The following is an 18381-nucleotide window of genomic DNA, read 5'->3' on the forward strand; positions in this document are numbered from 1 at the left end:
TTCCTCCCTTCTCACGCGCCGAGCGGCAGCGGGTGCTGCCAGGTCTCGCCGCGGTAGGTGACGCCGGCGCTGCCGCCGGCGGTGGTCAGCACGACTTCCTCCGCGTTGTCCGGTTCGCCGAGGTCACGCCCGGCCGCCCAGGCGACGACGGCCCGCAGGCACCCCGAGTGCGTGGCGACGACGAGGTGCTCCCCCGTCGCGGCGGCCGCGGCGGTGAGGAACCGGCGCACGACGTCACCGGGCGGTTCGTGCCAGAGCAACGGTGTGTGGAGCCAGAACCCCATGGCGTCACCGGCTTCGTGGGCCGTCCAGAACCGGCGCGACTCCTCGGCCCAGCCCTCCTCGCCCGCCGTCGCGAGGAGTGCGCGTGCCTGCGTGGGTTCGACGTCCCGGCCGTCGACGCGCAGCCCCAGGTTGCGGAACTCCGGCGCGACTTCGCACGCACCGAGCCGCAGCGAAAACCGGCCCAGCGTCGAGTGCAGCACCTCGGCGGTGCGCCGCGCGCGTTCGGTCGGGGCGTAGCCGACCGCGACGGCGGCACCGCCGGGCAGGCCGGCGGCGAGTTTCTCCGCGCGGGCGCGGGACTGCTCGACACCGCGGTCGGTCAGCCCGGCGTCCTCGTCGTAGCTGGCCGTCTCGCCGTGGCGGACGAGGTGCACGATCATCACTGCCTCCGTGGGCTAGGTCAGGCGGAACACGCGGCCGGTGGCGCGCGCCGGGCAGACGCCGACGCGGTCGAGGATGCGTTTCACCGAACCCGCCGGGTCGGTGACGGCGAAGTGCTCGGTTTCCATCCCGACGGCGCGCGCCCCGGTGAGGTTCGAGGGCAGGTCGTCGACGAACAGGCAGCGCTCCGGCCGTTCGCGCAGCTGCCCGAGCGCCCACCGGAACACCGACGGGTCGGGTTTGAGCACGCCGTAGCGACCGGCCTCCAGGAGCAGGTCGAACGTGGCGAACTCCGGGAACTTCGCCGGCCACTCCGGGCCGAACCAGTGCGCCATGTCGTTGGTGAGCGCCGCGATGCGGACGCGGCCGCCGATGTCGCGCAGCATCCCCCGCACCTCCGCGCGCACCGAGATCCGGGTGCGCATGAAGGCGCCGATGTCGAGGTCGGGACGCCGGTGCGAGAGTTCCGCCCAGTACTCCCGTTCCTGCTGCTTGCCCTGTTCGACGCCGGCGTAGGCCGCGTCGTCGCCGAACGGTCCTTTCGGGAACGTCGGGTCGTCGACCACTTCGAACAGCGTGGGCACGACCACGCCGCCGAGGTCCAGCACGATGGTGGTCAGGCGCAGGGCCGGAGTGCCCGCCCGGGAGCGGACCGCGGCCGCGCGGCGCAGCGCGCGGTCCCGGCCGGCCCGCCACCCGGGGAGCTCGTCGTCGACCGCCACGTCAGTCCAGCACCGTGACGACGCCGGTGTCGCCGTCGACGCGCACGCGCTGGCCGGTCCGCAGCGTCGAGACGGCCCGGCCGGTGCCGACGACGGCGGGCAGGCCGTATTCGCGGCAGACGATGGCGGTGTGGCTCATGATGCCGCCGACGTCGCTGACGGTGGCCGCGATGCGGGAGAACACGGGCGCCCACGCGGGTGAGGTGGCGGGGCAGACGAGCACCTCGCCGTCGGAGACCTCGGCCAGCTCCGCGACCGACCGCACGACCCGCACCGGACCCTCGACGACACCGGGCGAACCCGCGACCCCGCGCAGCGTGCCGGAGTCCTCGTCCTCGGAGTCGGCGAGCCAGCCCGCGACCGAATCGGTGGTGATACCCCAGAGCATGACCGTGAGCGGCTCGGCGACGGCCTCCGGCGGCGGCCCCAGCGCGGGCGGCGGTTCCCAGGCCTCCAACGCGGCGAAGATGCGGCGGCGTTCGGCGACGATCGGCGTCCAGTACGCCCGACCGCGGCCCGGCGCGCCGGTGGACCACGCGGCGACGGTGTCGAAGATCAGCTCGGCGACTTCGCTGCGGCGCAGGAAGAACAGGTCCTCCGGGTCGTCGAACACACCCATGGTCGTGAGCGAGCGAGCCAGCTCCTTCGACTTGCCCCAGAACGCGGCCCACATCCAGTGTTCGATGTAGAGCACGTGCTCCTCGATGTAGACGAACACCTTGCGCGCCAGCGCCAGCAGCTCGTCGAACACCGCGACGTCGGCCGGGTTCAGCAGCGAGCGGTACTCGCCGGTGACGCGTTCGCGCTCGGCCAGCACGCGTTCGGTGGGCCGGTCGATGACCTCACCCTGGCGAAGCCGCTGGGCGTACGTGCGCACCGCGCCGAAGGGGATCTCGAGGTGGTCGTCCCACGTGCCGAAGCGGTGGTCACCACCCGGGTGGCCCGGGTCGCTGTTGATGTGGAACCACGGGTCGCGCGTGGCTTCCCAGTCGGCGGCCCAGGTGCGGCCCGATTCGGTGGTGCTCAGCGCGGCGAGCGCGGCGTCGAGGTGCGCGGCGGCGAGGATGGTGTCGCCTACGCCGAGACGTTCGGCTTCCTTGGCGAGGCGCTTGAGCTCGTCGTCCGGGCGGTAGAGCTCCACGTGCAGCCCGCCGACCATCCGCGACACGCTCTGGTCGCCGATGCCGGGGAACGCGTTCTGGCAGAACTGGAAGAACGTGAGGTACGCGGCGTACCCGATGTTCAGCATCTCGAAGTGCCACTGGTACGTCTCGTACATCGTGGTCACCATGAGGCCGAAGTCGCGCTCCCACCGGAACCCGGCCGAGTGTCCGATGTGTTCGGTCACAGTGGACAGTGGCTCGCGCTCGGGCAGCGGGTCGAACCGCAGGCCCCGCAGGAGCTCGATCCGCTCGGCGACCTTGGCCTTCCACTCGGCGTAGATCTCGTCCCAGCGCTCGTAGTAGTGGCCCGCGCGCTCGCCGAACTCTTCCGCGCGCCCGGCGATCTCGTCGGCCGGCGCGGCCACCGGCGAGACGTACAGGCGGCCGTTGAGGATGCGCTGTTCCAGGCCGAACGCGGGCGGCACGGCGAACACGCGCGTGTTCATCGCGCCCAGCGCCTGCCACCAGCACTCGCACTGGATCTCGTCGTAGGGGTGCAGCACGTACGGGTGGTGCAGGGCGTCCTGGAACCAGAACTTGCCCTCGTCGGCCTTGCGGCGGTCTTCGCCGAACAGGTGGTACCAGTTGTAGAGCGATTCCCACCCTTCAGCGCCTTCGGGCGCGGGCAGGTCGAACGGCCCGGGGAACGTGGAAGCGACCATCGTTGGTCCCTTTCTGGACGGAAGATCTCGGTGCGGCGGGGAGCTGCTGGTCAGTGTTCGGCGGGCCGCGCGCCGCCGGTCAGTGCGGAGAGCACGTGGGCCATGGCGCCGCGGCTGTGCTGCGAGACCTGCTTCGGCGGCTTCGTGCTCCACACCGTCTCGGGGCGGGCCTGCACGACGTGCACGTGGTCGGCGTCGACGGCGAACTCGCCGTCCTGGGGGGTGCCGGCGTGTTTTTCGATCGCCCGCGCGATGTCGAGCAGCTGCTCGAGGTGGTCCGCGGTCAGCGACGGATCGCTGCGGCGGTCTTCGGGCACGTCGACGGTCGCGATGCCGCGACCGGTTTCGGGGTCGCGCGTCGCCCGGGTGTCCTTGCGGGCGACCTCGCGCGTGAGCACTTCGCGCGTGACCTTGTCGACCACGAACCGGTCGGGCGTCACCGCGCCGCTCACCAGCGGCTCGCCCAGGCCCCACACCGATTCGACGACGACCTTCGACCGGTCGCCGTTGGCGGGGTTGAGCGTCATGAACACCCCGGCCGCGGTCGCGTCGACCATGCGCTGCACGACCACGCCCATCGCGTCGTCGGTGCTCTCGACGCCGTCGCGCGCCCGGTAGCTGATGGCCCGCGCGGTGAACAGGCTCGCCCAGCAGCGCCGCACGGCCGCGGCGACCTCGTCGGCGCCGATCACCCACAGGTAGCTGTCGTGCTCACCGGCGAAGCTGCGGTCGGCCGAGTCCTCCGCGGCCGAGCTGGAGCGCACGGCGACGGGCGGTTCGGCCTGGCCGGTGCGTTCGGCGAGCTCGGCGTAGGCCGCGCGGATGTCCGCGTCGGCGTGGTGGCGCTCGGTCTCGGCGAACAGCAGCTCGCGGATGGCGGCGGACTCCTCGGTCAGCGCCGCCAGGTCGGCCTCGGGGTGCAGCGCGCGGATGCGCCGGTCGAGCTCGGTGCCGAGGCTGCCGGCGACGGCCGCGCGGTAGGCGTCCGTGGTGATCACGAACGCTTCCGGCACCCGGATCCCCAAGCGGGACAACGTGTCGAGCGAGCGGCCCTTGCCACCGGCCACCGCGGTCGTGACCGCCGTGCCGCCGGGCCCGATCCGCACCGTGTTCACCGTCATGGGGTGCTCCCTTCCACCTGCGAGCGACTGCTTTCGCGGTCGTAGTCCGACACCAGCGCGATCACGGCCGCGTCGACCGTCGCCTCGCCCGTCGCCGCCGCGGCCGCCTCGTCGGTGGTCACCAGGACCGTGGCCCCGGGGCTGGAGTCGAGCAGGTCGACCGCCACCGTCAGAGCATCGTCGCCGATGGCGCGCACGAGCACGAGCCGTCGTGTCGCCAGGCCGGGCAGCTGCCGGTCGGCCCACGCCCGCCCGATGACGCGGCCGAGGATCACGACCGGCCCCCGCTCGGCAGCGCCAGGACGGCCTCCCGGAACGATTCGGCGCGGCGCGTCTCCAGCAGCGCGGCGGCGACGTCGCTCGGCCGTGGGTAGATCTGGGCGGAGCGCAGGTCGCCGTAGCGCTTCACCGCGGCGGTGCCCGCGTCGAGCGCCTGGCGCACGGCGGCCAGCTGGCCGCGGATCGCGGCGACGAGGTAACCGCTGGACACGCGGTCGACGGCGATGCACTCGACGTCGGCGGTCTTGATCATCGCCTCGATCCCCGCCGTGAGCGCGACGACGCCGCGGGTTTCGACCACGCCGATCGCGCCGCCCGAAATGGTGTTGCCGGACATGGGTTTCTCCTCGTTGTGGGTCGGCAGTGGGTCAGTTGCCTTCGAGCAGGGCCGTGTGGGCCGCGACCGCCGCGACGGCGTCACACGGGTTGGCGAACACGATCGAGCGAACGTGGGCGCCCGACACGGCTTTCGCTGTCTCTTCGGCGATTTCGGTGGCTTCTTCGACGGTGGCGAGGTCGCCGGACAGGGCGACGGCGACGATGCCGCCGCCGAGGCGCACGACACCTTCCACGGTCACGGTGGTGGCTTTGACGATCGCGTCGACCGCGTCGAAGATCGGCACGAAGCCTTCGGTTTCGACGAATCCGACCGCGGTGTTGGCCATGTTCGGTCTCTCTTTCCGGTTCAGTGGGAGGTGTTCGGGCGCCAGCTGACGACGGCCGCGCCGGTGCCCCAGATCGGCCCGTAGGCGAGCAGTTCACCGGGACTGGTGAGGACGCCGGCGCCGAGCAGGAACGCGAGTGCCCGGAACTGGCTGTCGGCGGCGGCTTCGCGGGCGAAGTCCTCGCGCAGCGCCAGGGTCTCGCCGACCTCGCCGCGCACGAGGGAATCGAGGATGCGGCGGTTCCACTTGTCCTGCTCCGGCGTGGCGATCCCGTCTTCCGACGGCTGGATCCACCGCTGGATCAGGCCCGCGGACAGGCCGGACACCACGACGACACCGACGCGGCGGCCGCGGTCCGCGGCCGCGGCGACGGCCGTCTCGCCCAGGGTCGAGATGCTGTCGACCTCGGCGTAGAGGTTGCAGGACACCATCGCGTACCGGAACCGGCGGCCGGGATCCAGCAGTGTGGAAAGCGTGACGGTGCCGGTGTCGATCGGGAACCCGTCGTAGTGCGTGCGCCGGGCCTGCAAGCCGCGCGCCGCCGTCAGCTCGACCCAACGTTCGGTGAGCTCGGTGTCCACGCGCAAGTCGTAGCTGACGCGGCCGTAGTCGTAGGCGTACCAGTTTTCATCGAGGCGCTCGCCGCGCGGGTTCGGGTCGAGCTGGAACTGGTGACCCAGCACGGTGAACCACTGCGTGGACATCAGCACCACGGTGTCCACACCGGCCTCGCGAAACTCCTCCCCGACCTGCTCGACCCCGGCCCGCAGGTCGGCCCAGCTCGGTGCCGGGTCCTTCGCCAGCAGCTGCGGCATGCCGGGCACGAGCGCCGCGGCGACAACCGGGTCAGCCACGCGCGCTCACCGCCTCGGGGAGCCACTGGACCACGGCGTTCCCGGTGCCGATGATCGTGCCGTAGCCCAGGATGTCGCCGGTCGTGTCCGGCCAGCCCAGCGCCGAGAGCAACCACGACAGGCTGCCCGCTTTCGTCTCGGCCTCGCTGGCCTCGATGTGCTCCGGGATCGCCGTGCGCAGCGCCGACGTCGGCCGGCTGCGCACGATCTCCAGCAGCTTCATGTCGGCGCGGTACTGGTCGTTGTTGTAGGCGTATTCGCGGCCCATGTCCTCGGGCAGCTCGGTCTCGCGGTCGAAGTGCAAGTGCGACAACGAGTTCGACGCCAGCAGCACCGCCCGCCGCCCCGTGCGCTCGATCGCCACCCGGGTCGCCGTGCCCAGCACGTCCATCTGCTCCAGCTCGGCGTCGGCGTAGAAGTACGGGTTGTTGTTGGCGCTGATCGACACGACCGGGATGTCCCAGCTCGGGTTCGCCATGTGCAGCGCCCCGATCGTCGCGTAGTCCACCCGCACACCCGGTTCGCGCATCGCCCGCGTGACCAGGCCGTGCTCCTCGAAGCTCGTGACCATGGCCTCGGCGAGGTCGACGTCGGTGCGGAAGTCGAAGTGGTAGCGGAACAGGTTCGGGAAGATCGGCTCCACCGAGACCCCGCGCGGGTTCGGCACGCAGTTGACGTGGTGCCCGACCATCGTGATCCAGTGCGGCGCGTGCACCACCAGCACGTCCGGCCGCAACGCGCGGATCCGCCGCCGCACCTCGTCATACGCCCACCGCAGCACCTCCCAGCCACCCGTGCTGCGCGGCTCGTTCTGCGGCGGGTTGTCGGCGTAGATCAGGTGCGGCGGATGCGGAGCGAGGAAACCCGCGACGACACCGGCCCGCCGCTCCGGCGCCGCCGGCGGCGGCTCCGGTGTTCGGGCCCGCTCGCCGGCCGGCGTTAGGTGGAATACCCGTGACATGGTTGACGACGGTAGGCCGCTCGCGCCGCGGGTTCCCCGCTCCTGTCCGGCCCTGCCGGACACGAATTCGGAAGGGTCACGCGGGCGCGGCTTTTCCCTGTCCCAGCTCGTAGTTGCGGCGCTCCTCGGCGGTGAGCGGGGCCCATTCGCTGTCCGGGTCGGTGCCGAGCAACCAGTCGCGCGCCGCGTCGAGGTCCGCGCGCATCGCCGCGGTGTCGACGCCGGTGAGCTCGCCGCCGCGCACCCGGGCGACGCCGTCGACGAACACCAGGTCGACGTCGCGCGGGGACGCCTGGAACACCACGTGGTCGGCGGCCGTGCCCCCGCCGAGCCCGAACGGGCCGGTGCGCAGCACGAGCACGTCGGCTTGCTTGCCCGGCGTCAGGCTCCCGACGCGGTCGGCGAGCCCGAGCGCGCGGGCGGCGTCGAGCGTGGCCAGGCGCAGCAACGTCGGCGCGTCCATCGACGGGAACGACGGCGTGCGCACGCCCGGCCGGCCCTGCTGGCGCTCGACCAGCCACTCGGTGATGCGGCTGACGACGTGGCCGATCCGCAGCTGCGCCAGCAGATCACCCTTCACGGCCGACGTGGCGTCGACGCCCAGCACCACCGGCACCCCGTGCTGCCGAGCCCGGCCGAGCACCGGCACGAACCCCATCTGGCCCGCTTCGATCTGCGGCGTGCTGACGATCGTCCCGCCGGCTTCGCGCAGCAGCCCCAGCTCGGCGTCGGACGCGGGCCCGGCGTGGACCCACAGGAGGTCCGGGCCGAGCACACCGAGCTCGCTCGCCAGCGTGACCTGGCCCGGCAGGTTCGAGTGCACCGACGACACCAGGCCCAGCTCGCGCGCGGCCAGCACCTCCTTGGCGTGCGTTTCCGGGGTGACGTGGTCGATGTTGTTGAGCGCCACCCCGAGGCGCACCCGCTGCCCCGCGTCGCGTTCGGCCGCGAGCCGGGTGAGCACCGCGATGCGTTCGTCGAGGCTGTCGAACGCGCTCGTGCCGGCTTCCGGCCGCGGCCGGAAGCAGAACCCGAACACCGCGCGGATCCCGGCGGCGTCCAGCGCCGCGAGCGATGCTTCGGCGTGCTCGGGTGTGTTGGTGGCGTGACAGAAGTCGAAGACGGTCGTGACTCCGTTGAGCAGGAGTTCCGCCGCCGCGCCGAACGTGGCCGCGTGCATGTCCCGCGGGCGGAAGCGGCCGGCGAGCGGGTGCACCACACCGAAGTACTCCCGGCCCCAGCACCCCGACGCGAGGCCGCGCACCGGCGCCTGCCACAGGTGGTTGTGACAGTCGACGAGCCCCGGCAGCACGATGGCGTCCGCCGCGTCGACCACCTCGTCCACACCGGACTCGGCGAGCTCCGGTGCGACGTCGAGGATGCGGTCGTCTCCGATGAGCACGTCTCCGCGCAACTCGCCGAGCGCGGGGTCCATCGTCAGGAGCGAGCCGCCCTTCAGCAGGGTCCTCTTCACGAGCAGGTGCCTCCTTGGCTGACGCGATCGCGTGCCGGCCCCCCGTCACCCGGTTCGGCCGGACGCTGCTTGACGGTCGTGGAACGGCTGCTTATAGTACTGCAATCGTTTGTAAAGAGGAAGGTGCACGCTCGTGCACGATGCTGATCATTCTCCCTTGCCCCCTCTCGATGACTCCCCCTTCACCCCTCTCGGCGACGCGGAGGAACTCTTCGGGGTTCCCGGTTTGCCGTTCACTCCGGCGATTCGCCTGAAGCCCGGTACGGAACTGGTTTTCGCCTCCGGCTGTCTCGGACCGCCGGACGGCGAAGACGACGACCCGTCGATCGAAGCCGAAGTGCGGCGCGCTTATCGTTATCTCGCAAGGGTTCTCGCGCTCGCCGGCGGCGGGCTCGAGCACGTCGTGTCGGTGACGAAGTTCCTGACGAACCTCGAACGCGACAACGCAACCGTCGCGAGGGTGACCAAGGAAGTGTTCCCGATCCTGCCGACCTCGACCACGGTCGAGGTCTCCCGGCTCGTTCCGCCGGACCTCCACTTCGAAGTCAACGCGATCGCGGCCGTTCCGGTGCGTCCGGAAACCGCGCTCCCCGATCAGGGCGGTTGATTCCCATGACCAGAAACGTACGAATTCTCGGCATTTGCGGCAGCCTGCGCGCCGGGTCGTACAACCACGGCCTGCTGTCGGCCTTGGCCGAGGAGGCCCCCGCCGGTGTCACCGTCGACCTGCTCGGCGATTGGAGCGGGGCGCCGAACCTCAACGTCGACCTGCTCGACGCCGGCCGCCCGCCGGCCGTCGTGCAGGAGATCGCCGAGCGGGTCCGCGCCGCCGACGGTCTGGTGATCGCGTCGCCGGAGTACTGCAACAGCATTCCCGGCGCCTTGAAGAACCTGCTCGACTGGCTGTCGTTCCCGCCGCCGCGCAGTTGCCTGCGGTTCAAGCCCGTCGGCCTCGTCGGCGCGTCGATCGGCACCGGCGGCACGGCGCGCGGCCAGACGGCGCTGCGCAATTCCCTGCTGTTCTTCGACACCATGCTCATGGGCCGCCCGGAAGTGCTCGTCGCGTCCAGCGCCGTGAAGTTCGACGAACAGGGCAACCTGAAGGACGAAGAGGTCCGCGCCCTGCTGCGCCGGTTCCTCGCCGACTTCACCGAGTTCACCTCGAGCACCCTCGATCGCGGCCTCGATCCGCGGGACCGCGAATTCCTCTTCAGCTGAAACGGATTCCCGCCGTGGCCGAATCCCCCGCCGTGCCCGGTTCGCGGGCGACGGGCGAAACGCTGTACCTCGCGCCGAACGGGCGGCGCTTCACCGACGCCGCCGAACTCGCCCGGGAGTACGACATCGAGTCGACCGTGCCCGACTTCCTCGCCGTGACGGGCGAGTACACCACCCGCAGCGCCGAAGCCCGGCGCGAGCTGAAGTGCTTCCTCGACGTGCCGTACGGCCCGACGGTCGACGAACGCCTCGACGTGTTCCCCGGCGAACCCGGCGGCCCCGTCGTGGTGTTCCTGCACGGCGGCTATTGGCGAGCGCTGACCGCGGCCGAGTTCAGCTTCGTCGCCACCGGCCTCGTCGCGCGCGGTGCGACCGTGGTGATCCCGACGTACTCGCTGTGCCCGGTGGTGACACTGGACGAGATCGTGCGCCAGGAGCGAGCGGCCGTCGCGTGGACGATCCGCACCATCGCCGAGTACGGCGGTGATCCCCGCCGGGTCGCGGTTGCCGGGCATTCCGCGGGCGGGCACGGCGTCGCGATGGTGCTGCAGACGCGCTGGGCCGAGAACTACGGCCTCGACCCGGCCGTGCTCCGGGGCGGCTGCGCGATCAGCGGCATCTTCGACCTGCGGCCCCTGCCGCACACCACCGTGCAGGCCGAAATCCGGCTCACCGCGGACCAGGTGCTGCGTTACAGCCCGGTGCTGCAGCTGCCCGAGACGATGCCACCGCTGGTCGTAACCTACGGGACGGCGCAGCCGGCCGAGTTCGTCCGCCAGTCCACCGACTTCGCCGCGGCGGCGCGGGCACGGGGCCTGCCCGTGACCGAGCTGCCGCGCGCCGGCTTCACCCACTTCGACGAGCTGGACGCGCTCGCGGACGCGACGGGCGAGCTCACCGAGTGCGTCCTCGGGCTCGTCGCGTGAACACCGTCCACAACGGACCCTTCCAGGAGGAAGCATGACGACCCGGTTGCAGGACGAGTTCCGCCAGGTCATGGCGAGCGTCGCGACGCCGGTCTCCGTGGTCACTGCCCTGTGCGACGGCGCGCCGCACGGCGCGACCGTGAGCGCGTTCACCTCGCTGTCGATGGATCCGCCCATGGTGCTCGTGTCCCTGGACAAGACGTCACGACTGCTGGGGCTGATCCGCCGGTCCGGGCGGTTCGGCGTGAACGTGCTGGGCGCCGATCAGGCCGGTACCGCGGTGACGTTCGCGAAGAAGCTGGCCGAGAAGTTCAGCGAGGTCCACTGGGAGGCCGACAACGAGCTGCCGCGGCTGGCCGACGTGCCCGGCTGGCTCGCGTGTTCGGTGACGCAGGAGGTCGAGGGCGGTGACCACATCGTCCTCTTCGGACGCGTCGAGGCGGCTTCGACGGCCACCGCGGCGCCGCTGACCTACCACCTGCGGACGTTCGGCACGCATTCGCTGCTGGAGCAGCCACGCCGGGCCTGAAGTTCAGTGCCCCCGGTAGAGCGCGGTGGAGCGCCGGTTCACCAGCTCGACCGGGAGCACGACCGGCCGCGGGCCGCCGTCGGGGTCCTCCAGCGTGTCCACGAGCAGCTTCGCCGCTTCCCGCCCCAGGTCGTACTGCGGGATGCGGATCGTCGTCATCGGCGGCGACACGTGGTCCATGAACGGGGTGTCGTTGAAGCCGATGATGCTCACGTCGTGCGGGCAGGTCATCCCGTGTTCGCGCAGCGCGTCGTAGCAGCCGAGGGCGATCAGGTCGTTGCCGGCGACGATCGCGGTGAACTCCACGCGCTCGTCCCGCAGCAGTCCGCTGAGGACCCGGTGTCCCTCGCGCTGCGACCACGCTTCGCACTGGGCCACGCGTTCGGGTTCGCGGTCCAGCCCGTGGTCCGCGAGTCCTTTGAGGAAGGCGCGCTTGCGGTGCACGCCGGTCGAAAGGTCCTGCGGGCCGGCGAGGTGGATGATCTTGCGGTGGCCCAGCTCGACGAAGTGGCTAAGGGCGAGGCGCACGCCGTGGTCGTCGTCGGCCGTGACCGACGGGATGTCCGGGCGCTCGACGGTGCGGTTGACCAGCACCACCGAATGCCCCTGGTCGAACATCCGCTCCACGGTGTCGTCGTGCAGGCGCGAACCCGCGGAGATGAACCCGTCGACGCCGCGGGAGAGGAACGCGTCGATCGCGGCGGCGGTGATCTTCGGGTCGTCGTCGGTGTTGGCGATCCAGGTGCTGTAGCCGCGTTCGCGCAGGATGTCCTCGGCGCCGCGCACGATCGGCGGGAAGATCGGGTTGGTCAGGTCGGGCAGCAGCACGCCGACCGCCATCGACCGCGCGGTGCGGAGCGTGCGGGCGCTGAGGTTGCTGGAATAGCCGAGATCCGCGGCGGCGCGGAGCACCCGGTCGAGCGTCGCGCTGTTCACCAGGTGGCGGCTGGTCTCGTTGAGGGCCCTCGACGCGGTCGCGACGTGGACCCCGGCGCGCGCGGCCACGTCCTTCAAGGTCGCTCTTCGCACGACGGGGAGTATACGCGGGAATTCACCGTCGTTCGCGCACCGGCGCTGTTCCGGCGCGTTTTTCGCCCGCGCTCTTGACTCGCCGCACCTCAGTGGCGCACAGTTGCTTGCAAACGATTGCAGCTCTACGGGAAAGGCGGCGGATGCGGTCAGCGCGGAGTGCTCGCCCAGCGCGCCGGCTCGTTGATGAGCCGCGCGCTGATGAGGCCCGCGGCGTTGGTGACCGACGCCCGGGCCGAGGCGAGCGCGGCGTTGGTGAACATGCCGGTGGGCCCCGCCAGCGAGACGGCGCCGACCGGGTGGCCCGACGCGTCGAGGATGGCCGCCGCGACCGACATGCGGTCCTTCTGGAACGACTTCGACGCCAGGAACCCGTCCCGGCGAGCGCGGCTCAGCTCGGCTTCGAGCTCGTCGAGGTCGGGCGCCGGCGTGGAACTCTCGGCGCAGCACTTCTCGACGTGGGCCACGACCTTGTCGAACGGCAGCCACGACAGCGCCGCCTTGCCGCAGCCGGTGAGGTGCGCGGGCGCGCGCTGGCCGACGCGGTTGTGCATCGGGATCTTGCACGTGCTCGCGTTGCGGTCGAGGTAGACGACCCAGCCCTGGGTGAGCTGACCGAGGTGGGCTTCCTGTTCGGGCGCGCGGACCAGCTTGTCGAGGATGCCCTCGGTGGCGCGCACGAGCCCGGTGCGTTCGATGATCTGGCCGGCGAGTTCGAGCAGCAGCGGCCCGAGCTGGTACCCGTTGCCCGAGTCTTCGAGCATGCCCTCGTGCACGAGGGTGCGGCACAGCTCGTGGGCCGTGCTACGCGGGATGTCGGCGCGGGCCGAGACCTGCCGGACGGACAGGACACCCACCGTCGGCGAGAACGCGCGCAGCACCTTGCACGCCTTGCCCACCGAGGCCACTCCACCACGCGAATCGTCCATCGGACCACGGTACGTCGGATCCGCGAAATCGGTGCGATAAGTGTCCGGAAGTGCCGGACAGGAGCCACGACTCGCGGCTGACGGCGGCCTAGCGTCTGCCGGCAGGGGCGGCATCTTCAACGAGGAGGAAACATGACCGCAGTTCCGGATCGGGAGCAGCTGATCGAACGCGCCGACGCGCTTCGCCTTCGGCTGTGGGAATCCGCGCCGCAGGTGGACCAGGACCGGCGCCTGCCCGCGGCGAACTTCGAGGCGATGCGCGACGCGGGGCTGATGCGGCTGTTCGTGCCGGAGCGCTTCGGCGGCTTCGGTTCCGACATGCGCACCTACCTCGAGGTGACGATGGCGCTGGGCCGCGGGTGCGGTTCGTCGGCGTGGGTCGTCGGGGTGCTCAACACGGGCAACTGGTGGGCCGCGAGCTTCTCCGAGCAGGCGCAGGAAGACGTCTGGAGCGACGATCCGCTGGCGACGACGGCCGGTGTGCTGGCTCCCTCGGCCGAAGCGGAGGTCGTCGACGGCGGCATCGTGCTCAACGGCAAGTGGGGCTACACGTCGGGCTCGAACCACTGCGACTGGGTGAGTGTGTGCTACCCGGGCACCTCGCCGGACGACCCGGGCATGCACCTCGCGCTCGTGCCCATCCAGGACCTCACCGTCGAGGACACGTGGTACGTCGCCGGGATGCGCGGGACGGGTAGCAACACCGTCGTGGCGCACAACCTGTTCGTGCCTTCGCACCGCCTGCGCCCCGTCGCGCCGTTCTTCGCCGGCGACAACGCGCGCGACGGCGCGGAGGTCAACCAGCGCGTGAGCCTCGCCGGGCTGCTGCCGCTCTCGCTCGCGGGTGCCCAGCTGGGCCAGGCGCAGGCGGCTTTGGACTACGCGCTGGAAAAGGCGCCGAAGCGGGCGATCACGACCACGGCGTACACGTCGCAGGCGGAATCGGTGGGCTTCCAGGTGGACGTCGCGGAGGCGTCGAGCATGATCGACGCGGCGGTGCAGATCACGCGGCAGGCGGCGGACGAACTGGATTCCTACGCCGTTTCCGGCGCGCTGCCCGAGACCGCGGTGCGGACGCGGTTGCGGCTGAACATGGCCTGGGCCGTGCGCACCGCGTACCAGGCCGTGGACCTGCTGATGACCGCCCACGGCTCGTCGGCGTTCGCCGAGGTCAACCCGCTGCAGCGCATCTGGCGCGACGCCGCCGTCGGCTCCCGGCACGCGGCGTTCAACACGCGCATCACACAGGAACTGCACGGCAAGGCGCTGCTGCACCAGAACCCGGCCGCCGTCAGCTTCCTGGTCTGAGAGGGATTTTCCGTGATCGACGTTCACGCGCACTGGTTCCCGCCGGCGCTCGTTTCCGAATTCGCTTCCCACGGCCTGAAGGTGTGGCCCGCCCACCCCGAGTCGTTGTCGTCGCGGGCGGACGAGCTGGGTGCCGACGGTTTTTCTTCGCAGGTGCTCGGGCTCGGGCACAACCAGCCTTACCTGCCGGACGCCGCCGCGGCATTGCGGTGTGCCCAGTTCGCCAACGACCTCTACGCCGACGTGGTCGGTGGGCCCTTCGCCGCGTTCGGCACGGTTCCGTTGCCACACCCGGAATCTTCGGCTTCGGAAGCCGTCCGGTGCTTGGACGACCTCGGCTTCGCCGGCATCGGCGTCGGCACCACCGCCCTCGACGCTTCCCTGGACGACCCGCGGTTCGACGAGCTCTGGTCCGAACTGGACAGTCGGGCCGCCGTGGTTTTCGTGCACCCCGTGGGTGTCCAGGTGACGGGCCTCGACGCCTTCTTCATGGGCCCCAAGCACGGCGGCCCGCTGGAATCCACGATCGCCGCCACCCGCCTCGTCGTCTCCGGCGTCACCCGGCGCTTCCCCCGCATCCGCTGGATCGTCTCCCCCATGGGCGGCGCACTGGGCTTCCTGTGGCGCCGCTTCGAAGAGATGACGCAATCACTGGGCCACGACGAGTGGCTCGCCACGGACCCCGCGCGGAACTCTCGAAACTCTACTACGACACGACACTGTCGGACGACACCTCGGTGATCCGCTTCTTCGCGGACACCTTCGGCCCCTCACAACTGGTCCTGGGCACCGACGCCCCACGGGTGCGCGCCGGGGACTGGGCTTCCCGCGTGGCCACCGTGCCGGGGCTGTCGGACGCGGAACGCAACGGCATCATGCACAGCACGGCGGAATCGCTGGGGATCGGAGGTCAGGCGAAGTAGTTGGCGATCGGCTCTTCGACGATCCCCTGGGGCGGGCGGTTGCGGTAGACGTTGCTGAAGTACTCGGCGACGCTGTCCTCAGCGAAGAACGGCTTGTGCTCCTCGCGCCAGCGTTCCCTGGCCGCGGCGTTCGGGAAGCCCAGGTACACCGCCAGCTCGTGATCCCGCTCGCCCCAGCACCCCCACCGCCCGGACGGCCCCACGACAGCGACGGTCTCGGCCAGGAACACATACGCGTCGGAGAAGCCCCGCGAGTCGAAACCGACGGCGTCCCAGTACTCGTCGACGGAGGCGCCGACCGGCATCGACAACGCCGGGTACTCGCCACGGTCGCGCAGGTGCACGCAGGCGGGGCCGTCGACGAGCAGGAAGTCGACGGTCCGATCGCCGTGGTAGCAGGCCAACGCCTGGAACGCGGGCCAGAAGTCCGGGTCCCAGAAGGCGGAGACGTCGCCGACCAGGCTGCCCTGGGCGTCGCCGGCGGTGAACAGTTGAGCGGGCAGACGCGCGTCCAGGTGGAACACCGCCGCGGCGCGGGCGCGGACGGTGAGGTACTCGGTCTCGTCGGTGATCATCTTCCGCAGCTCCCCTTTCTCCGGGGATCGTAAGCCGGGGAGGTCGTCGGGGCAGCTGATTTCCTGTCCCTGTCACAGATCGCCGGTACGTCTTGTCCAAGCTCACGGAAGCCGAAGTCAACTCCGTGAGGGAAGGTCATGAGCGTCGAACATTCGCACTACCTGCCGAATCCCCAGTCGACCGCGCCGCCGCCGAAGATCGAGGTGGTGGGGACGGCCGAGGGGGCGCCGGCGGCGCCCGAGGGGGCCACGCCGATGACCATCCTGGTGACGTTGCCGCCCGGGAGTGACGGGGCGCCGCCGCATCGGCACAGTGGGCCGGCGTTCGGGTACGTGCTCAAGGGCGAGATCGTCTTCGAGCTGGAGGGTGAGCCCGAGCGCGTCGTGAAGGCCGGGGAGTCCTTCTGGGAGCCCGGGTACGACGTGATCCACTACCAGGACGGCAACAACCTCGACGACGAGGAATCGCAGTTCGTCGTGACGATGTTCTGCGCGCCGGGGCAGCCGATGCTCGTGCCGGTGAGTGAAGAGGAACTGGAGCAGCGCAAGCACCTCCGGGCGCCGCGTCCCTGACGTGGTCAAAAGAAGGGGCCGGCTCCCCGCCAGGAGCCGGCCCCTTCGCACACCTCATTCCACCAGTTTGCCGGCCGTCGAGACCTCCCGCATCAGCGGCGCGATCTCCGCCGGCACCGGTGGCAGCTCCTCACGCGTGAGCTGCCCGGGACCGGACCACACGAAGTTCACCCGCAGCGACTCGTCCAGCGACGAGTAGTCGGACCGGTTGTGGCAGCCCCGCGTCTCCCGGCGCTCCAGCGCGGCTTCCAGTGTGGCCCGGCAAGCCAGCGCCGAGGCCTTCAGGTCGAACGCGTGCGCCAGGTCCTGGTAGCCCGCGAGGTCCGGGTGGACGCCGACGTTCTTCATCCGCTCCTCGAGCGAGTCCAGTTCGGACAGTCCGGCCAGCAGGCCCTCCTCGTCCCGCACGACGCCCGCGTGCTCGGTCATCGTGTTGCGCAGGGAACGCTGCAGGGCGCGGACGTTCTCCGGCCCGTCGGCCGCCAGCAGCTCGTCGACCTCGCCGCGCGCCTCCGCCAGCGCGGCCGCCGAGCGGCGCTGCGCGGCGAGCGACGCGGAGTACTCGGCCGCCGCCTCGCCGACGATGCGGCCGTACACCAGCAGCTCGATCAGCGAGTTGCCGCCGAGCCGGTTGGCGCCGTGCAGGCCGCTGGACGCCTCGCCGATCGCATACAGGCCGTCGACGCCCGTGCTGTGGTCCTCCGAGCGCACCCACACGCCGCCCATCGAGTAGTGCGCGGTGGGCGCGATCTCGATCGGCTGCTGGGTGATGTCGAGCATCTGCAGCTCCAGCAACGTCTGGTACACGCGCGGCAGCCGCTGCATGATCGTCTCTCGGGGCAGGTGCGACACGTCGAGCCACACGCCGCCGTTCGGTGTGCCGCGGCCCTCCTTGATCTCGGTGTACGCGGCCAGCGCGACGCGGTCGCGAGTGGACAGTTCCATCCGTTCCGGGTCGTAGCGCGCCATGAACCGCTCGCCGAGCGCGTTGCGCAGCTGCCCGCCCTCACCGCGCGCGGCTTCGGACACCAGCGTGCCCGCCGCGTTCTCGGGTTCCAGCAAGCCGGACGGGTGGAACTGCACCAGCTCGGGGCCCCGGATCCGGCCACCGGCCAGCACGGCGAGGCGGAACGAATCGCCCGTGTTCTCGTCGCGCCGCGACGACGTGCGCCGCCAGATCCGCGTGTGCCCACCGGCGGCGAGGATCACGGCGTCGGCGTGGATCACGTACCGGGTGCCGTCGTCGAGGTTGAAGCCGTACGCGCCGAAGACGACGTTGTCCTGCACCAGGATCCGCGTGACGTAGGTGTTCTCGAGGATCCGCACGTCGAGCTGGGCCGCGCGGTTGACGAGCGTCCGCTGGATCTCCAGGCCCGTGTAGTCGCCCGCGAACGCGGTGCGCCGGTAGGTGTGCGCACCGAAGAAGCGCTGCGAGATGCGGCCGTCGGCCTCGCGCGCGAAGGGCATGCCCCACCGTTCGAGGTCCTCGATGCCGCGCGCGGCGTTCTGCGTGACGATCCGCACCGTGTCGGGGTGCGCCAGGAGGTAGCTCTCCTTGATGGTGTCGGCCGCGTGCTGCTGCCACGAATCCGCCGCGTCCATCGTGCCCAGCGCGGCGTTGATGCCGCCGGCCGCGAGCGTGGTGTGCGCGTCGGACTTCGGCCGCTTGCCGACCACGAGCACGTCGACGCCGCGTTCTTTCAGCTCGATCGCGGCGCGCAGCCCGGCACCGCCGGTGCCGATCACGAGAACCGACGTCGCGATCCGCTGTTCAGTCATCGGGAGTTCCTCCTTGACGCGTGGT

General features: G+C 71.0%; 22 protein-coding genes. 8 read left to right on the plus strand and 14 right to left on the minus strand.

Annotated elements, in window-relative coordinates; genetic code table 11:
* Nucleotides 1-11 precede the first annotated feature (11 nt).
* The 10 genes from ACIA77_RS35900 to ACIA77_RS35945 all read right to left on the minus strand — a co-directional run bounded on the left by ACIA77_RS35900 (nucleotide 12) and on the right by ACIA77_RS35945 (nucleotide 8567).
* Nucleotides 12-665: a histidine phosphatase family protein gene (locus tag ACIA77_RS35900; protein WP_395890521.1), complete on the minus strand. Its 654-nt coding sequence runs from the start codon at nucleotides 663-665 to the stop codon at nucleotides 12-14.
* A gap of 15 nt (nucleotides 666-680) precedes the next feature.
* Nucleotides 681-1388, minus strand: coding sequence for an HAD-IA family hydrolase (locus ACIA77_RS35905; RefSeq protein ID WP_395890522.1), 708 nt, complete (start codon nucleotides 1386-1388; stop codon nucleotides 681-683).
* A gap of 1 nt (nucleotide 1389) precedes the next feature.
* Nucleotides 1390-3213, minus strand: a complete 1824-nt coding sequence (locus ACIA77_RS35910) for a PEP-utilizing enzyme (RefSeq protein WP_395890523.1) — start codon at nucleotides 3211-3213, stop codon at nucleotides 1390-1392.
* 50 nt (nucleotides 3214-3263) lie between these two features.
* A complete protein-coding gene (locus tag ACIA77_RS35915; RefSeq protein ID WP_395890524.1) occupies nucleotides 3264-4334 on the minus strand; it encodes a PEP/pyruvate-binding domain-containing protein in 1071 nt (356 codons plus the stop codon).
* Nucleotides 4331-4609 (minus strand): EutN/CcmL family microcompartment protein, encoded by a 279-nt coding sequence (locus ACIA77_RS35920; RefSeq protein ID WP_395890525.1) that lies wholly within the window; start codon nucleotides 4607-4609, stop codon nucleotides 4331-4333. Before ACIA77_RS35920 ends, ACIA77_RS35915 begins: the two co-directional genes overlap by 4 nt.
* Nucleotides 4606-4950: a BMC domain-containing protein gene (locus tag ACIA77_RS35925; protein ID WP_395890526.1), complete on the minus strand. Its 345-nt coding sequence runs from the start codon at nucleotides 4948-4950 to the stop codon at nucleotides 4606-4608. The genes ACIA77_RS35920 and ACIA77_RS35925 overlap by 4 nt, the downstream gene beginning before the upstream one ends.
* Nucleotides 4951-4981: 31 nt before the next feature.
* Nucleotides 4982-5278 carry a BMC domain-containing protein gene (locus ACIA77_RS35930; protein WP_395890527.1) on the minus strand — a complete coding sequence of 99 codons (297 nt, stop codon included), beginning with the start codon at nucleotides 5276-5278 and terminating at the stop codon, nucleotides 4982-4984.
* 20 nt (nucleotides 5279-5298) lie between these two features.
* Nucleotides 5299-6132: a hypothetical protein gene (locus tag ACIA77_RS35935; protein WP_395890528.1), complete on the minus strand. Its 834-nt coding sequence runs from the start codon at nucleotides 6130-6132 to the stop codon at nucleotides 5299-5301.
* Nucleotides 6125-7093, minus strand: coding sequence for a tRNA U-34 5-methylaminomethyl-2-thiouridine biosynthesis protein (locus tag ACIA77_RS35940; RefSeq protein ID WP_395890529.1), 969 nt, complete (start codon nucleotides 7091-7093; stop codon nucleotides 6125-6127). Before ACIA77_RS35940 ends, ACIA77_RS35935 begins: the two co-directional genes overlap by 8 nt.
* 76 nt (nucleotides 7094-7169) lie before the next feature.
* Nucleotides 7170-8567 (minus strand): amidohydrolase family protein, encoded by a 1398-nt coding sequence (locus ACIA77_RS35945; protein ID WP_395890531.1) that lies wholly within the window; start codon nucleotides 8565-8567, stop codon nucleotides 7170-7172.
* Nucleotides 8568-8700: 133 nt separating this feature from the next.
* On the opposite strand from ACIA77_RS35945, the gene ACIA77_RS35950 reads away from it, so the two are divergent.
* Genes ACIA77_RS35950 through ACIA77_RS35965 form a run of 4 tightly spaced genes read left to right on the plus strand, consistent with a single transcriptional unit; the run spans nucleotide 8701 to nucleotide 11240 of the window.
* Nucleotides 8701-9174, plus strand: coding sequence for a RidA family protein (locus ACIA77_RS35950; RefSeq protein ID WP_395890532.1), 474 nt, complete (start codon nucleotides 8701-8703; stop codon nucleotides 9172-9174).
* A 5-nt stretch (nucleotides 9175-9179) separates the two neighbouring features.
* The gene (locus ACIA77_RS35955; protein WP_395890533.1) at nucleotides 9180-9785 is read left to right on the plus strand and encodes an NADPH-dependent FMN reductase; all 606 of its coding nucleotides are present in this window, start codon (nucleotides 9180-9182) and stop codon (nucleotides 9783-9785) included.
* A gap of 14 nt (nucleotides 9786-9799) precedes the next feature.
* A complete protein-coding gene (locus ACIA77_RS35960; protein WP_395890534.1) occupies nucleotides 9800-10711 on the plus strand; it encodes an alpha/beta hydrolase in 912 nt (303 codons plus the stop codon).
* 34 nt (nucleotides 10712-10745) lie between these two features.
* Nucleotides 10746-11240 (plus strand): flavin reductase family protein, encoded by a 495-nt coding sequence (locus tag ACIA77_RS35965; RefSeq protein WP_395890535.1) that lies wholly within the window; start codon nucleotides 10746-10748, stop codon nucleotides 11238-11240.
* 3 nt (nucleotides 11241-11243) lie between these two features.
* On the opposite strand, the gene ACIA77_RS35970 is transcribed toward ACIA77_RS35965, so the two are convergent.
* Nucleotides 11244-12269: a LacI family DNA-binding transcriptional regulator gene (locus tag ACIA77_RS35970; RefSeq protein ID WP_395890536.1), complete on the minus strand. Its 1026-nt coding sequence runs from the start codon at nucleotides 12267-12269 to the stop codon at nucleotides 11244-11246.
* A 149-nt stretch (nucleotides 12270-12418) separates the two neighbouring features.
* Nucleotides 12419-13198, minus strand: coding sequence for an IclR family transcriptional regulator (locus ACIA77_RS35975; protein ID WP_395890537.1), 780 nt, complete (start codon nucleotides 13196-13198; stop codon nucleotides 12419-12421).
* A 132-nt stretch (nucleotides 13199-13330) separates the two neighbouring features.
* On the opposite strand from ACIA77_RS35975, the gene ACIA77_RS35980 reads away from it, so the two are divergent.
* The 3 genes from ACIA77_RS35980 to ACIA77_RS35990 are packed head-to-tail and all read left to right on the plus strand — an operon-like array spanning nucleotide 13331 to nucleotide 15429.
* Nucleotides 13331-14506 carry an acyl-CoA dehydrogenase family protein gene (locus ACIA77_RS35980; RefSeq protein ID WP_395890538.1) on the plus strand — a complete coding sequence of 392 codons (1176 nt, stop codon included), beginning with the start codon at nucleotides 13331-13333 and terminating at the stop codon, nucleotides 14504-14506.
* A 12-nt stretch (nucleotides 14507-14518) separates the two neighbouring features.
* Nucleotides 14519-15247, plus strand: a complete 729-nt coding sequence (locus ACIA77_RS35985) for an amidohydrolase family protein (RefSeq protein ID WP_395890539.1) — start codon at nucleotides 14519-14521, stop codon at nucleotides 15245-15247.
* Nucleotides 15244-15429: a hypothetical protein gene (locus ACIA77_RS35990; RefSeq protein ID WP_395890540.1), complete on the plus strand. Its 186-nt coding sequence runs from the start codon at nucleotides 15244-15246 to the stop codon at nucleotides 15427-15429. Before ACIA77_RS35985 ends, ACIA77_RS35990 begins: the two co-directional genes overlap by 4 nt.
* Here ACIA77_RS35990 and ACIA77_RS35995 read toward each other — a convergent pair.
* Nucleotides 15417-16004, minus strand: coding sequence for a hypothetical protein (locus ACIA77_RS35995; protein WP_395890541.1), 588 nt, complete (start codon nucleotides 16002-16004; stop codon nucleotides 15417-15419). The genes ACIA77_RS35990 and ACIA77_RS35995 overlap by 13 nt on opposite strands.
* Nucleotides 16005-16142: 138 nt before the next feature.
* Here ACIA77_RS35995 and ACIA77_RS36000 point away from each other — a divergent pair, with 138 nt between their 5' ends.
* Complete coding sequence (locus ACIA77_RS36000; RefSeq protein ID WP_395890542.1) at nucleotides 16143-16577, plus strand: cupin domain-containing protein; 435 nt, start codon at nucleotides 16143-16145, stop codon at nucleotides 16575-16577.
* 54 nt (nucleotides 16578-16631) lie between these two features.
* On the opposite strand, the gene ACIA77_RS36005 is transcribed toward ACIA77_RS36000, so the two are convergent.
* Entirely contained in the window at nucleotides 16632-18356 is a 1725-nt protein-coding gene (locus tag ACIA77_RS36005; protein WP_395890543.1) for an L-aspartate oxidase, read from the minus strand.
* Nucleotides 18357-18381 lie beyond the last annotated feature (25 nt).

Origin of the sequence: Amycolatopsis sp. NPDC051903, assembly GCF_044452505.1 — a bacterium.
Taxonomy (GTDB): Bacteria; Actinomycetota; Actinomycetes; order Mycobacteriales; family Pseudonocardiaceae; genus Amycolatopsis.

Excerpts from the sequence above, each read along its gene's own strand:
- ACIA77_RS35900 (WP_395890521.1), bottom strand. The coding sequence starts at position 665 with ATGATCGTGCACCTCGTCCGCCACGGCGAGACGGCCAGCTACGACGAG.
- ACIA77_RS35910 (WP_395890523.1), bottom strand. The coding sequence starts at position 3,213 with ATGGTCGCTTCCACGTTCCCCGGGCCGTTCGACCTGCCCGCGCCCGAA.
- ACIA77_RS35915 (WP_395890524.1), bottom strand. The coding sequence starts at position 4,334 with ATGACGGTGAACACGGTGCGGATCGGGCCCGGCGGCACGGCGGTCACG.
- ACIA77_RS35925 (WP_395890526.1), bottom strand. The coding sequence starts at position 4,950 with ATGTCCGGCAACACCATTTCGGGCGGCGCGATCGGCGTGGTCGAAACC.
- ACIA77_RS35930 (WP_395890527.1), bottom strand. The coding sequence starts at position 5,278 with ATGGCCAACACCGCGGTCGGATTCGTCGAAACCGAAGGCTTCGTGCCG.
- ACIA77_RS35940 (WP_395890529.1), bottom strand. The coding sequence starts at position 7,093 with ATGTCACGGGTATTCCACCTAACGCCGGCCGGCGAGCGGGCCCGAACA.
- ACIA77_RS35955 (WP_395890533.1), top strand. The coding sequence starts at position 9,180 with ATGACCAGAAACGTACGAATTCTCGGCATTTGCGGCAGCCTGCGCGCC.
- ACIA77_RS35965 (WP_395890535.1), top strand. The coding sequence starts at position 10,746 with ATGACGACCCGGTTGCAGGACGAGTTCCGCCAGGTCATGGCGAGCGTC.
- ACIA77_RS35975 (WP_395890537.1), bottom strand. The coding sequence starts at position 13,198 with ATGGACGATTCGCGTGGTGGAGTGGCCTCGGTGGGCAAGGCGTGCAAG.
- ACIA77_RS35980 (WP_395890538.1), top strand. The coding sequence starts at position 13,331 with ATGACCGCAGTTCCGGATCGGGAGCAGCTGATCGAACGCGCCGACGCG.
- ACIA77_RS35995 (WP_395890541.1), bottom strand. The coding sequence starts at position 16,004 with ATGATCACCGACGAGACCGAGTACCTCACCGTCCGCGCCCGCGCCGCG.
- ACIA77_RS36000 (WP_395890542.1), top strand. The coding sequence starts at position 16,143 with ATGAGCGTCGAACATTCGCACTACCTGCCGAATCCCCAGTCGACCGCG.
- ACIA77_RS36005 (WP_395890543.1), bottom strand. The coding sequence starts at position 18,356 with ATGACTGAACAGCGGATCGCGACGTCGGTTCTCGTGATCGGCACCGGC.